The 13,398-nt window shown below is 68.8% G+C and carries 15 protein-coding genes; 11 read left to right on the top strand and 4 right to left on the bottom strand.

Features of this window, described 5'->3' with window-relative positions; genetic code table 11:
* The first annotated feature begins 7 nt into the window (after positions 1-7).
* Together OHB24_RS27435 and OHB24_RS27430 are read left to right on the top strand one after the other, a co-directional pair.
* The gene (locus OHB24_RS27435; protein WP_327633726.1) at positions 8-1,651 is read left to right on the top strand and encodes a right-handed parallel beta-helix repeat-containing protein; all 1,644 of its coding nucleotides are present in this window, start codon (positions 8-10) and stop codon (positions 1,649-1,651) included.
* A gap of 5 nt (positions 1,652-1,656) precedes the next feature.
* A complete protein-coding gene (locus tag OHB24_RS27430) occupies positions 1,657-2,013 on the top strand; it encodes a hypothetical protein (RefSeq protein WP_327633725.1) in 357 nt (118 codons plus the stop codon).
* 44 nt (positions 2,014-2,057) lie between these two features.
* Here the strand turns inward: OHB24_RS27430 and OHB24_RS27425 are convergent, their stop codons facing one another.
* The 4 genes from OHB24_RS27425 to OHB24_RS27410 all read right to left on the bottom strand — a co-directional run bounded on the left by OHB24_RS27425 (position 2,058) and on the right by OHB24_RS27410 (position 5,568).
* Entirely contained in the window at positions 2,058-2,627 is a 570-nt protein-coding gene (locus tag OHB24_RS27425; protein WP_327633724.1) for an RNA polymerase sigma factor, read from the bottom strand.
* A 30-nt stretch (positions 2,628-2,657) separates the two neighbouring features.
* A complete protein-coding gene (locus tag OHB24_RS27420) occupies positions 2,658-4,196 on the bottom strand; it encodes a sugar transferase (protein WP_327633723.1) in 1,539 nt (512 codons plus the stop codon).
* A 281-nt stretch (positions 4,197-4,477) separates the two neighbouring features.
* Entirely contained in the window at positions 4,478-4,753 is a 276-nt protein-coding gene (gene pspAA / locus OHB24_RS27415; protein WP_327633722.1) for a PspA-associated protein PspAA, read from the bottom strand.
* Positions 4,750-5,568 (bottom strand): PspA/IM30 family protein, encoded by an 819-nt coding sequence (locus tag OHB24_RS27410; protein ID WP_327633721.1) that lies wholly within the window; start codon positions 5,566-5,568, stop codon positions 4,750-4,752. The genes pspAA and OHB24_RS27410 overlap by 4 nt, the downstream gene beginning before the upstream one ends.
* Positions 5,569-5,733: 165 nt before the next feature.
* On the opposite strand from OHB24_RS27410, the gene OHB24_RS27405 reads away from it, so the two are divergent.
* The 9 genes from OHB24_RS27405 (at position 5,734) to cobS (ending at position 13,291) form a co-directional block, all read left to right on the top strand.
* The gene (locus tag OHB24_RS27405; protein WP_327633720.1) at positions 5,734-6,321 is read left to right on the top strand and encodes a DUF3043 domain-containing protein; all 588 of its coding nucleotides are present in this window, start codon (positions 5,734-5,736) and stop codon (positions 6,319-6,321) included.
* A 17-nt stretch (positions 6,322-6,338) separates the two neighbouring features.
* Positions 6,339-7,349 (top strand): aldo/keto reductase family protein, encoded by a 1,011-nt coding sequence (locus OHB24_RS27400; RefSeq protein ID WP_327633719.1) that lies wholly within the window; start codon positions 6,339-6,341, stop codon positions 7,347-7,349.
* Entirely contained in the window at positions 7,346-7,555 is a 210-nt protein-coding gene (locus tag OHB24_RS27395; RefSeq protein ID WP_327633718.1) for a hypothetical protein, read from the top strand. The genes OHB24_RS27400 and OHB24_RS27395 overlap by 4 nt, the downstream gene beginning before the upstream one ends.
* Before the next feature lie 224 nt (positions 7,556-7,779).
* A complete protein-coding gene (locus tag OHB24_RS27390) occupies positions 7,780-8,496 on the top strand; it encodes an SCO2322 family protein (protein WP_327633717.1) in 717 nt (238 codons plus the stop codon).
* Positions 8,497-9,582, top strand: coding sequence for an energy-coupling factor transporter transmembrane component T (locus tag OHB24_RS27385; protein ID WP_327633716.1), 1,086 nt, complete (start codon positions 8,497-8,499; stop codon positions 9,580-9,582).
* Positions 9,579-11,189 carry an ABC transporter ATP-binding protein gene (locus OHB24_RS27380; RefSeq protein WP_327633715.1) on the top strand — a complete coding sequence of 537 codons (1,611 nt, stop codon included), beginning with the start codon at positions 9,579-9,581 and terminating at the stop codon, positions 11,187-11,189. Before OHB24_RS27385 ends, OHB24_RS27380 begins: the two co-directional genes overlap by 4 nt.
* On the top strand, positions 11,186-11,995 hold the full coding sequence (locus OHB24_RS27375; RefSeq protein ID WP_327633714.1) for an ECF transporter S component: 810 nt from the start codon (positions 11,186-11,188) through the stop codon (positions 11,993-11,995). The genes OHB24_RS27380 and OHB24_RS27375 overlap by 4 nt, the downstream gene beginning before the upstream one ends.
* The gene (locus tag OHB24_RS27370) at positions 11,988-12,515 is read left to right on the top strand and encodes a bifunctional adenosylcobinamide kinase/adenosylcobinamide-phosphate guanylyltransferase (RefSeq protein ID WP_327633713.1); all 528 of its coding nucleotides are present in this window, start codon (positions 11,988-11,990) and stop codon (positions 12,513-12,515) included. Before OHB24_RS27375 ends, OHB24_RS27370 begins: the two co-directional genes overlap by 8 nt.
* A complete protein-coding gene (gene cobS, locus OHB24_RS27365) occupies positions 12,512-13,291 on the top strand; it encodes an adenosylcobinamide-GDP ribazoletransferase (RefSeq protein ID WP_327633712.1) in 780 nt (259 codons plus the stop codon). Before OHB24_RS27370 ends, cobS begins: the two co-directional genes overlap by 4 nt.
* Positions 13,292-13,398: the final 107 nt, after the last annotated feature.

The raw sequence follows: 13,398 nt of genomic DNA, 5'->3' as shown, positions 1-13,398 counted from the left end.
GGATCCGATGCCCTCCGAAGGAAACACCCTGGAAACAGGCGGTCCGCCGCCGCCCTCCGCGGGGACCCCGTGGTACAGGCGACGGCTGGTGCTCGGCGTTGTCGTGCTGGTCGTCGCCGCACTGGCGGCGGTCGGCATCTTCGTGCTCGGCGACGAACCAGCGGCAAAGAGCGCTCCACCGCCGACGCCCGGGTCCCAGGCCGTCACGAACGCCCCGGTGACCGCGCCGTCGGCGCCGCCCGCGCGAATCTGCGGGAACTCCAAGGTCCTGTTCGGCCCGGCCACCGCCCCGGCAGGAGCGGTCGTGGTCAGCACCAGCGAGAACGTCAACGACCTCACTGAGGCGAACCCGGCCGGTACCACCTTCTGGTTGTCTCCCGGCACGCACAAACTCGGCAACGGCCCGTTCGCCCAGGTGATCCCGAAGGACGGCAACACGTATATCGGCGCGCCCGGCGCGATCCTGGACGGCGGCCGGCGGAATCGGTACGCGTTCACCGGATACGCGACCGCGGTCACGCTGAAGAACCTGACCATCCAGAACTTCGGGCCGGTCAGGACCAACAACGACGAGGGCGTGGTGAACCACGACTCCGCCGGCCGCTGGACCCTGACCGGGAACACCATCAAGGACAACGCCGGCGCCGGCGTCATGGTCGGCGACCACAACGTTGTCCGCGGCAACTGTCTGCAGAACAACGGCCAGTACGGCTTCAACGCCTACAACCCGGGCAAGGTCGCCGGGATCACCATCGAGGGCAACGAGATCGCCGGGAACAACACCGACGACTGGGAGCGACTCAAGGTCGGCTGCGGGTGCACCGGCGGCGGCAAGTTCTGGGAGGTGACCGGAGCAGTCGTTCGGAACAACTGGGTCCACGACAACCACAGCGCCGGTCTGTGGGCCGACACCAACAACACCGGGTTCGTGATCGAGGGCAACTACATCTCCGGGAACCTGGCCGAAGGGCTGGTCTACGAGACCAGCTACAACGCGGGCATCCGGGGCAACGCGTTCGTCCGCAACGGGCTCGGTAAGGGGCCGACCAACCACGGATTCCCGACCCCTGCGCTGTACATCTCCGAGTCGGGCAGCGACCCGCGGGCGGCGGGTGTCTTCAACCAGACCTTCGAGATCAGCAAGAACGTCTTCACCGACAACTGGGCCGGTGTGATCCTGTGGGAGAACGCCGACCGGTTCGCCGGATCGGCGGCCAACACCAGCACCGGCTCGGGCACGCTGGTCAACCCGTCGGTGGCCAACGCCAAGACCTGCAACGCGACCACCATCAGTGAGCAGCCGTACCTGAGCGACTGCCGATGGAAGACCCAGAACGTGCGGGTGCACGACAACGTGTTCAACCTCAACCCGGCGAAGGTGTCCGCGAACTGCGGGTTCAGCACCGGGTGCGGCTACAACGGCCTGTTCTCCAATTGGGGCACGTTCCCGGCCTGGTCGCCGTACCAGAAGGCCACCGTGCAGGACGCGATCACGTTCCACCAGGGCAACCGGTTCTTCAACAACACCTACTCCGGGCCGTGGAACTTCATCGTGCACGAGCAGGGCAACCGGGCGAACTGGGCATCCTGGCAAGGTGCGCCGTACGGACAGGATCAGGACAGCGTCGTCAAGGTTCTCGGGGAGCGCTGAGGGCGATGATCGGGCCTCCGGAGCGAGCCGCCTGCGAGCAGATCGCGCTCACCCGGTCGGTCGGGTACGCCGCGTTCGGCCGGCACGAGTGGGGCCTCGACGTGCTCGACCTCGTCTTCGACAGCCTCGTCGACCAGCCTGGAGCCGATGACGTACGACGGCTGCGGTTCGCCGGGCACGGGGTGACGCTGGATGTGGAACGCACGACGCTGACCGTGGAACTGTGGGTCTCCCCCGCCGGTCCGGTGGTGGTCGAGGCCCGCGGCGGCGACGGACCTGGCGACGCGCAGCCGGTGAGCTTCCTGCTGCGGTGGCCCGGTAGCGCACAACGGCCGGTCCGGACCGCCTGGATCATGCTCTGACCAGAGCATGATCGGTCAAGCGGCCCGGACCGGGTCCTGCTGCCTCAGGAGGCAAGCAGCAGTCTGAGCTTCTCCAGGCACCGGCCGCGGATCGGGCCGATGCTGCCGATCGGAATCCCGATCGTCGCGGAGATCTCGGCGTACGGCGTCGGCGGATCGGACATCAGCATGCCGAGCAGCTGCTGCCACCGGTCGGGCAGCTTCTCGAGCGCCCGTCGTACGTCGTCCGCCCGTTCGCCGGCGATCAGGTCGGAGTCCAGCTCCGGCGAATCACCGGCCACGTCCTCGAACGCCGTTGCTTCGTAGGTCAGCAGCACACGCTTGCGGAACGCCAGTACCCGCAGACATTCCCGGCGCGTGGTGACGACCAGCCAGGCACCGACCCGTTCGGGATCGACGCGATTGATGTGCTCGAGCAACCGCAGCCAGACCACCTGCGAGACGTCAGCGGAGTCGCTGTCGCCCAGCCGGAAGCTGCGGGTGACGGCCCACACGAGCCGTGCATAGTGATCGACCAACTGACTCCAAGCACCCTGGTCCCCCGCCGCGGCTCTGATCACCAGAGTCGCGGCCTCGGATCGGGCAACGGCCGATCCTTCCAGTACTACAGTCACGGATTCCCCCCTCGGGAACACAAACACCGCCTAGTACGCGCCGTTGCTCCCCAGCACTGCGCGCGCGGTCTTCCACAGAATCAAAAGGTCCAACGCAATCGACCAGTTGTCGGCGTACCGCAGGTCGAGCCGCATGGACTCCTCCCACGTCAGGTCGCTCCGCCCACTGACCTGCCACAGGCCGGTCAGGCCCGGCTTCACGAGCATCCGCCGCGCGTCGTCGATCGCGTACTGCGCGACCTCCGCAGGCAGTGGCGGGCGCGGGCCGACCAGTGACATGTCCCCCCGGAGCACGTTCACCAGCTGTGGCAGTTCGTCGATCGAGAACCGTCGCAGGTACCGCCCGACCTTCGTCACCCGTGGGTCGTCGCGGAGCTTGAACAGGACCCCGTTGCCGTCGCTCAGCGCGTGCAGCTCCGCCTTACGTGCCTCGGCGTCGACCACCATCGTGCGGAACTTCAGCATCTGGAACTGTTCACCGCCCCGACCCACCCGGGTCTGCCGGAACAGCACCGGCCCGCGGCTGGTGAGCTTCACCAGAACCGCTGTGACCATCAGGAGCGGCGCAACCGCAAGCAACAGCCCGCAGCCGACCACCCGGTCGAAGATGCTCTTCAGGACGTGCGGTCCACCACTCACCGACGGCCGCTCCAGGTGCAGCAGCGACAGCCCGGCGACCGGCCGGATCGAGATCCGCGGGCCTGCCACCTCGACGATGCCCGGAGACACGATCAGGTCGACCCCACGCTGTTCCAATGCCCAGGACAGCTTGCGTAGCGAGTGACCGGTCAACTCCGGGTCGGCCGCCACTGCGACCACCTCGACGTCGTACTGGTCGACCGCCGCCAGGATGTCCATCTCGGCACGGCCCAGTCGCTCCGGGCTGGTCTCGCTCAACGGTTCCTCGAACGCATCGCCGCGCGGCAGGCAGCTCGCCACCACGACGTACCCGTCGGTCTTCCGCTCCTCCAGGTGCCGCCGCAGCGTGGTCACCTGGTCGTTGCGTCCGACAACGAGCACCCGGCGCATGCACCGGCCGACGAACCGCCGGGTCGAGATCTGCCGGTGCAGCACCCAGCGCGCGAACATCGCCGCGAAACAGGTCATCGGCACCGCCAGGACGACGAAACCACGCGCCACCTGGAACTTGGTCGCGTACGACGTCACCGCTACCACCGCGGTCAGCGCGACGGCCGCCCGGATGATCGAGCGGAACTCTTCCGGGCCGGTGCCGAAGTAGCGGGTCTCATAACCCCGCTCCAGCGCCACACAGACCAGCCACGCGATCGGCAACGCGGCTCCGAGCAGAACGTAGCCGAGGTTGATCTGGGCACCGAACCGGACGACAAGCGCCAGCGAGACACCGAACAGCGCGGCCGCGAGGTCGCCGCCGAGCGCGGCCCACCGGTACTTCGCAACCCAGCGCGCCTCGGTGAACCGTGCCGCACGCGGCACGATCGCAGGTACTTCGTCCGGTACCACCCAGACCGGCCGACGTCGCTCCCCCGATGGCGCCGGCCGTAGATCAGCCGAATCGGCCAACCCCTCGGACATGACAAGATCAGTCACGCACAGTCACCCCCCACAGGTGAAAACCGAAACCCGTGACCAACCCACACCCCGTCACGGACCTCGTCCAAACGCCGCCCCCACAACGGCGTGAACCAGAGAGTACTACGTCGACGCAGCGGGCGACAGCACCGGACGAGAGTGTTTACCCCTGCGTAAACCTGAATGTCCGGTTCCGTAAATCAAAGACCCCCGGGAACCCGTCCGACGGGATCCCAGGGGTCTCAAATGATTACTTCAAGTGACCAGTCGCCGGGTCGGGGCACTGATCGGGTGGTACGTCAGCCGGCGATCAGGCCGTCGCCGCTGATCAGCTCCCGCATCTCGGCGAGCGAGCTGTCCGACGGGGGCAGGATGGCGTCGGAGTCGTGCAGCTCGGTGTCCGGCACCTGCTCGCCGGAGCGGACGAACTCCAGCAGCGCGGCGAACGCGGTCTGGTACGCCGTCTCGTCGCCGGACGACACCGCCTTCTCCAGGTCGCCGTCCACCGCGTTGAGCGCGTCCAGCTTGTCGTCGGCCAGTCGCCACTGGCCTTCACCCATGATGCGAACGATCACCGAACATCTCCGTCCTGAGGTCGCGCCGGCTCGGCTGCCGGCTGCTGCACTGGCTGGGCGGCCTGCGGCTGGGCCTGAGCGGCCCCCTCACCGGAGAGCTCCTTCGGCGCACCGCCGCCGGACAGCTGGGCCTTCATGGCGGCCAGCTCGTTCTCCACGTCGGAGCCGGACGACATCCGGTCCAGCTCCAGGGTGATGTTGTCCTTGACCGTGCCGCTCGCGTCGTCGAGCGCGCCGGAGGCGAGCAGCTCGTCGATCGCGCCGGCCCGGGCCTGCATCTGCTGGGTCTTGTCCTCGGCCCGCTGGACCGCGAGACCGACGTCGCTCATCTCCTCGGAAATGCCGGAGAAGGCCTCGTTGATCCGGGTCTGCGCCTCGGCCGCGGTGTACGTGGCCTTGATGGTCTCCTTGCGGGTCCGGAACGACTCGACCTTGGCCTGCAGCCGCTGGGAGGCGAGCGTCAGCTTCTCCTCCTCACCCTGCAGCTGGGCGTGCTGGGTGGTCAGGTCGTCGATCTGGCCCTGCAGACCCGACTTGCGGGTCAGGGCCTCGCGGGCCAGGTCCTCGCGGCCCATCGAGAGCGCCTTCTGCGCCTGCTCCTGGAGCTTGGCCGACTGGGACTGCAGCTGTGACGCCTGCAGTTCCACCCGCTTCCGGCTGGTGGCCACGTCGGCCACGCCCCGCCGTACTTTCTGCAGCAGCTCGAGCTGCTTCTGATACGAGTAGTCAAGGGTTTCGCGAGGATCCTCGGCCTTGTCCAGGGCGGAGTTCGCCTTGGCCTTGAAGATCGTCGACATCCGCCTGAAGATGCTCATCGATATCCGTACCCCTTCTGTGCCGGAGTGACGACCCGGCGTGCGTGCGTTCCACCCTATGTGCCTATGGGTCATCAGACCATCAGGACTGGCCCCGATAAAGTAGGAGAAGGTCCGGGGACCACCCCGAGTCGCGACCTGCCCTGCGAATGAGGTTCTGACCCCGTGTTCCGTCGTACCAAGTCTGAGACAGATACCACCGTACCCGCCGACCCCCAGGGCAAGCCGGGCGGTAAGGGCCGGCCGACGCCGAGCCGCAAGGACGCGGAGGCCGCCCGCAAGGCCGCGTTCAAGAAGCCGCGCAACCGCAAGGAGGCCTCGGCGATCCGGCGGGACAAGGTCCGGACCGAGCGCGCCAAGATGCAGTCGGCGATGCAGACCGGCGACGACCGGTACCTGCCGGCCGCCGACAAGGGCCCGGTACGGCGGTTCGCCCGGGACTACGTCGACGCGCGCTACTCGGTGATGGAGTTCGCGCTCCCGGTGCTCCTGGTCGTCTCGCTGGTCGGCGTGGTGTTCTCGCCGCAGTTCCCGTGGCTGGCCGGGATGGTGAACCTGCTGTTCCTGTTCATGATCCTGCTGATCGCGGCGGACTGGTTCCTGCTCACCTCCGGGCTGAAGAAGCAGGTGGGGATCAAGTTCCCGAAGGAGTCCACCAAGGGGATCGGGTTCTACGCGGTCCGGCGGACCATGCAGATGCGCCGCTGGCGGCTGCCCAAGCCGATGGTCAAGCGCGGCGAGAAGCCGTCCTGAACAAGTAGGGTCGGGGCATGGACTTCCGCTATCTGGGCAACAGTGGTCTCAAGGTCAGCGAGATCTCGTACGGCAACTGGCTGACGCACGGCTCCCAGGTGGAGAACGAGCAGGCCAAGGCCTGCGTGCGGGCGGCCCTGGAGGCCGGCATCACGACGTTCGACACCGCCGACACCTACGCCAACACCAAGGCCGAGTCGGTGCTCGGCGAGGCGCTGGCCGGGGAGCGCCGCGAGTCGGTGGAGATCTTCACCAAGGTGTACTGGCCGACAGGTCCCGGCGGGCCGAACGACACCGGCCTGTCCCGCAAGCACATCCACGAGTCGATCAACGGCTCGCTCAAGCGCCTCGGCACCGACTACGTCGACCTGTACCAGGCGCACCGGTACGACACCGAGACGCCGCTCGAGGAGACGATGGAGGCCTTCGCCGACGTCGTCCGGCAGGGCAAGGCGCTGTACATCGGCGTGTCGGAGTGGACCGCGGAGCAGCTGCAGGAGGGCCACCGGCTGGCCCGTGAGCTGCGGATCCCGTTCGTCTCGAACCAGCCGCAGTACAGCATGCTGTGGCGGGTGATCGAGGCCGAGGTGGTGCCGGCCTCCGAGGAGCTCGGTATCGGCCAGGTGGTGTTCTCGCCGATCGCGCAGGGCGTGCTCACGGGCAAGTACCTGCCCGGTCAGCAGCCGCCGGAGGGGTCCCGGGCGACCGACGCCAACGGGTCGAACTTCATCAAGCGGTTCCTCACCGACGACGTCCTCACCCGGGTCCAGGAGCTGAAGCCGCTCGCCGACGAGGCCGATCTGTCGCTGTCCCAGCTCGCGATCGCGTGGGTGCTGCAGAACAGCAACGTCTCGTCGGCCATCATCGGCGCCTCCCGGCCCGAGCAGGTCACCGAGAACGTGAAGGCGGCCGGTGTGACGCTGGACGAGGGTCTGCTGAAGCGGATCGACGAGGTGCTCGGCCACATCGTCGAGAACGACCCGGCCAAGACCGCGCAGAACGCCCCGCAGAAGCGGCCGAACTCGTGAGCTGGAGCTGGCGGTTCGAGACCGCTTCCGGTGCCCTGGTGGACCCCGGTGAGGTCGGCGGGGCGGACTTCTCGGCGCAGGGCGACGCGGAGAGCTGGCTGGGTGAGGTCTGGCGGGACCTGGCCGACCGCGGCGTCGGTCAGGTGTACCTGCTGGAGGACGGCCGCGAGGTCTACGGGCCCATGGGCCTGTCCTCCGCAGAGTAAGCTTCGGTCGAACCACACGCCTGCGTCATAGGGAAGCCGGTCCGAGTCCGGCGCTGACCCGCAACCGTAGGCCACCCCATCAGCTGGAACAGGGTGGCAAGCCGGAACACTATGACGCAGGCAGTCAGGCTCAACTACCCGCCGTGGTCCGCGGGTGGAGCCCCTACCCTGCCGGTGCAGGCGGGACCTCCTCCACCGGGCTGCGGCCCGACCGAGGAACCACCATGACTGCACACCGGACCGTACGACTGGTCCTCAGCCTGCTGGCGGGTCTCCTGCTGGCTGGGACCGTTGCCACCGTCTCAGCGACCGCCGCCCCGACCGAGGACGGCTACCGCTTCTGGGGCTACTACCAGTGGAGCAACGGCCAGTGGGCCTTCTCCCAGAAGGGCGCCGACGCCTTCGTCCCGGCCGACGGCGGCGTGGAGGGCTGGCGGTTCGCCGTCGGCGGCGCCAAGCCCCGGGTACCGCGGGCCGCGGGCGACTTCGAAGCGATCTGCGGCAAGACCCCGGCGGAGACCGGCAAGAAGCGGGTCGCGCTGATCGTCGACCCGGGTACGCCGGAGGACGCGGTCGCCGGTGATACGCCGGGCGAGGCCAAGGGCACCTGCGTGGTGACGGCCCCGAAGTCGAACGGCGCGCAGATCCTCGCCGCGGCCGGACCGGTCCGGATCGAGAAGGGCCTGACCTGCGGGGTCGCGGACTACCCGTCCAAGAGCTGCGGCGACCAGGTGAAGAACATCAAGGTCCCGGCCACCGACACCCCGGTCACACTGCAGATCGGCGCGGCGGTGGGCTCGACGGCGACACCTGCTGCTTCCACACCCGCTTCAGACAGCAGTGGTACGCCGTGGACCGGCATCATCATCGCCGTCGTCGTGGTCGTCCTGCTGGCGGGCGGCGGGTTCTTCCTCAACCGTCGGCGTACTGCGGCGAGCTAAGTGCGCGCCGTACACCACCTGACACTCCCCCGGGCACTCCACCCGGGGGCCTGGTGGTTGTGGGCGCTCTGTATGGCTGTCGCGGCCAGCAGGACACGCAACCCGGTCCTGCTGGTCCTGATCCTCGCCGTCACCGGATTCGTCGTTTCCGCCCGCCGGAGCGACGCGCCGTGGGCACACAGCTTCGCTGCGTTCCTCAAGCTCGGCCTGCTGGTCATCGCCGTCCGCGTGGTCCTGCAGGCGCTGCTGTCCACTCGCTCGCAGGGGAACACGCTGCTGTTCACGCTGCCGCAGATCCCGTTGCCTGACTGGGCTGCGGGCGTCAAGCTCGGCGGCGACGTCACGGCGGAAGCTCTGGTGACGGCTCTGTACGACGGCGGTCAGCTGGCCGTCATGCTCTGCTGCGTGGGTGCGGCCAACGCACTGGCCAGTCCGCGGCGGTTGCTGAAGTCGTTGCCAGGGGCGCTCTACGAGATGGGTGTGGCCTGTGTGGTCGCACTGACCTTCGCACCGCAACTGGTGACGGACGGCCGCCGCGTGCGCGCAGCACGACGGCTGCGCGGCCGTACGCGCGCCTCCTTCCGTACGACGGCCATGCCGGTTCTGGAAGGTGCCTTGGACCGGTCGGTCGAGCTAGCGGCTGCGATGGACTCACGTGGCTACGGCCGTACTGCTCAGGCTCCTCGTGCGCAGCGTCGGCTCACGGCGCTGTGCGTGCTGCTGGGACTACTCGGGATCCTGCTCGGTGTCTACGCGTTGCTGACCGACGCAATGGCGTTCCCGTTCGCCGCCGGCGCACTAGCGGCCGGTGTCCTCCTGGCGGTCGCAGCAATGGCCGTCGGGCGGCAGCGGGTCAGCAGGACGCGCTACCGACCCGATCCGTGGGCGCTGCCCGAGTGGCTCGTCATAGCGGCCGGTGCCGTGGCCGCAGGTGCCATGGTGGCCGCAGCGGTCCGTGGCGTGAACGGTCTGGTGCTGGCCGGCCCGTTGGTCGTCCCACCAGTACCAGTGCTGCCGGTCGTCGGCGTACTGATCGGACTGGCGCCCGCACTGGCCGCACCACCTCTCAAGAAGGCGGTCACATGATCGAGTTCGACCAGGTGACGGTGACGTACGACGGGGCGCGTGAACCGGCCCTGCGGGACGTGAGCTTCACGGTGCCGGAGGGCGAGCTCGCACTGGTGATCGGGCGGACCGGGTCCGGCAAGTCGACGTTGCTTCGGGCAATCAACGGCCTGGTGCCGCACTTCACCGGCGGCACGCTCGCTGGGCGCGTGCTGGTCGCTGGGCGGGACACGCGCGAGTACCGGCCGCGCGATCTCGCCGACGTGGTCGGGATGGTCGGGCAGGACCCGATGGCTGGGTTCGTCACCGACACGGTCGAGGACGAACTGGCGTACAGCATGGAGTCACTCGGGGTGGCGCCGGACGTGATGCGGCGGCGCGTCGAGGAGACACTGGACCTGCTCGGGTTGGCCGACGTACGGGATCGTGCTTTGACGTCGCTGTCGGGCGGTCAACGGCAGCGGACCGCCATCGGTGCAGCTCTGACGTCGCATCCCGCCGTACTGGTGCTGGACGAGCCCACGTCGGCGCTGGACCCGCAGGCTGCCGAGGAGGTGCTGGCTGCGCTCCAGCGGCTCGTGCACGACCTGGGCGTCACTGTGGTGATGGCTGAGCACCGGTTGGAGCGGGTGATCCAGTACGCCGACCGCGTGATCGAAGTACCCGGTGGCGCGGCCGCTGTGTCCACGGGACTACCTGCCGAACGCATGGTGACCGCACCGGTCGCACCGCCTGTGGTGGAGCTGGGACGCCTGGCGGGCTGGTCGCCGCTCCCCCTGTCAGTCCGGGACGCCCGACGCGCCGCTGCAAGTCTCCGGTCCCAGCTCGACTCTCCACAGCCTGCACGCATCGGACGACCGCTCGGCGCGGAGCTTGCCCACTGCAAGGACCTGGTGGTGACCTACGGCAGCGTCACCGCACTCCGTGGCGTGTCGCTGAGTATCAAGGCCGGTGAGATCGCCGCGCTGATGGGTCGCAACGGCGCGGGCAAGTCGACCTTGCTGAACTCTCTCGTCGGCATCCTCTCTCCTCGTTCCGGCACTGCGGTCGCCGCAGGGGTCGACCCACGCCGTACCAAGCCGAAGCGACTGGTCAAAGCAGTCGGGCTGGTCCCGCAGGAGCCCGCAGACCTCCTGTACGCCGCTACCGTCGCGGACGAGTGCGCCAGCGCGGACTCCGACTTCAAGGTGCCCGCAGGTAGCTGCCGAGCGCTGCTGGAGCGGCTGGCACCCGATGTGGCTCTGGACATGCACCCCCGCGACCTGTCCGAGGGACAGCGGCTCTGTCTGGCGTTGGCCGTCGTACTGTGCGGTGCGCCGCCATTGCTGTTGCTGGACGAGCCGACGCGGGGACTCGACTACGGCGCCAAGCGGCGGCTGGTTGCGATCCTGCGCGAGCTGGCCGCTGCCGGGCACGCCGTGGTGCTGTCGACACATGACGTCGAGATGGTCGCCGAGGTCGCTACGCGGGTGATGGTGCTCGCTGACGGCGAGCTGGTGAGTGACGGCGAGACGGCCGACGTGATTGCCGGGTCGCCGGCGTTCGCGCCGCAGGTGGCGAAGATCCTGGCCCCGCTCCCGTTCCTGACCGTCGGCGAGGTCGCCGAGGCGTTGGACCGGGCGTCGTGAACCTGATCCGGCTGAAGCCCCGCAGCACGCTGGCGTTGCTCGTCGCCTCACTGGTCGGCGTGCTCGCGTTCGCGTGGCCGCTGTTCTTCCAGACCTCGCAGGTAGGCGAGTCCGCGATCGGTCACACGACGGATGCGCCCTGGTTGTTCGTGTTGCTGCTGCCGTTGCTCGTGGCCGTCGTACTCGCGGAGCTGTCCGAGGCCGGCATCGACGCGAAGGTGATCTCTCTCGTCGGCATGCTCGCCGCGGTCGGCGCTGCGCTGCGGGCGTTGGGTCCGGGTACGGCGGGACTCGAGCCGGGGTTCTTCCTGCTGGTGCTGGCAGGACGGGCGTTCGGGGCCGGGTTCGGGTTCGTGCTCGGGGCGGTGTCGTTGCTGGGCGGGGCGCTGATCAGCGGCGGGGTCGGGCCGTGGATGCCGTTCCAGATGTTCGCGTGCGCGTGGGTCGGGTGCCTGGCCGGGCTGCTGCCACGCGTCGGCGGGCGGTTGGAGTTGCTGCTGCTGGCGGCGTACTCGCTGGTCTCAGGGGTGCTGTACGGCGTGATCATGAACCTCTGGTTCTGGCCGTACGCGACGTTCGGCAGCGACTTCTCGTTCATCCCGGGCGACTCACTGGCAGCCAACCTGCACCGGTACTTCCTGTTCGTGGTGGCGACCTCGCTGGGGTGGGACATTCCGCGCGGGATCCTGTCCGCGGTGCTGGTGCTGGTGCTCGGACGGCCGATCCTGAACGCGTTCCGGCGTACTGCGCGCAAGGCTGCCTTCGACGCGCCGGTCGTCTTCGAAACCGGGAGAACGAATGCCTGACCGAACCCTCATCCTCGGCGGAGCCCGCTCCGGCAAGTCCGTCGCCGCCGAACGCCTGCTGTCCGCGGTGCCCGACGTCCTGTACGTCGCAACCGGCGGACACGACTCCGGTGACGCCGAGTGGGCGGCCCGGGTCGCGAAGCACCAGGCCCGCAGGCCGGCCTCCTGGGGCCTTGCGGAAACGATCGACCTGGTACCGCTGCTCGAGTCCCCCGGTCCCCCGCTCCTGATCGACTGCCTCACCCTGTGGCTGTCCCGCACCATGGACACCACCAACGTCTGGTCGGACCTCGGCCGCGCCGAGCTCGTCGAGCAGCAGATCGCCGAGCTGGCAGACGCCTGGTCAGCGACCGCCCGCCGCGTGGTTGCCGTCAGCAACGACGTCGGCTCCGGCATCGTCCCGGCCGACCCCGGCACCCGCCTGTTCCGCGACCTCATGGGCCGCCTCAACACCACCATCTCCCTGTCCTCCGACCAGGTCCTCTGGACCGTAGCCGGCCGAACCCTCCCCCTCACATGAGTTGGGGTTCTGCGACCCGGCTCTCGCTGGGCACGTTGACGGTGTTGCCCGCGGGCGTGCCGTCCCGGGTTGATCGGGAGGTCGGCGGGCGGGCGATGGTGCTGGCGCCGGTCGTCGGACTGCTGGTGGGCGGGATCGCGGCTGCGATTGTCGTGCTTGCTCAACTGGTGAAGCCGGACGCGGACCTGCTGGCGGCCGTGCTCGGTGTGCTGGTTGTAGCTGGGCTGTCGGGTGGGCTGCATCTCGACGGGCTCGCCGACTTCGCCGACGCGTTGGGCAGCCGGCGGGATCGCGAGACGATGCTGCGGATCATGAAGCAGAGCGACATCGGCCCGTTCGGTGTCGTCGCGATCGTCGGCGTACTGCTCCTCGACGTCGCCGCCCTCACCGCCTGCCTGCAAGCGGACTTCGGCTGGCAGGCGCTCCTGATCGCCACCACCGCGAGCCGCCTCACCCTCCCCTGGTCCTGCCGTACGTCGATCCCCGCGGCCCGCCCCGACGGCCTGGGCTCGTTCGTCGCCGCCACGGTCCACCCACCAACGGCCACCCTCACCACAGCCGCAGTACTCGCCGCGACCCTCACCCTCACCTGGCTCACGAGCACACCATCAAGCGCGATCGGCACCGCAACCGCCGTACTACTAGCGGTGCTGACCAGCCTCCTCACCAGCCGCCGAGCCGTCCGAGCCCTCGGCGGCACCACCGGCGACGTCCTCGGCGCAACCGTCGAACTCGCCTTACCGGTGGCCCTTGTAGCTCTCGCCCTCACCACCTGACGGGATACCCGGCTCTCTTGTCACATGTGTGGGTGGTGACTCCCGTTCCCCGCCAGCACTCCCCAGTCCCCGCCAGCATCCCCGGCCGCCCTCGTGGCGAGCAGACG

The organism is Kribbella sp. NBC_00482 (assembly GCF_036013725.1).
GTDB lineage: Bacteria > Actinomycetota > Actinomycetes > Propionibacteriales > Kribbellaceae > Kribbella.
This window is presented reverse-complemented; position numbering and strand designations above follow the sequence as displayed.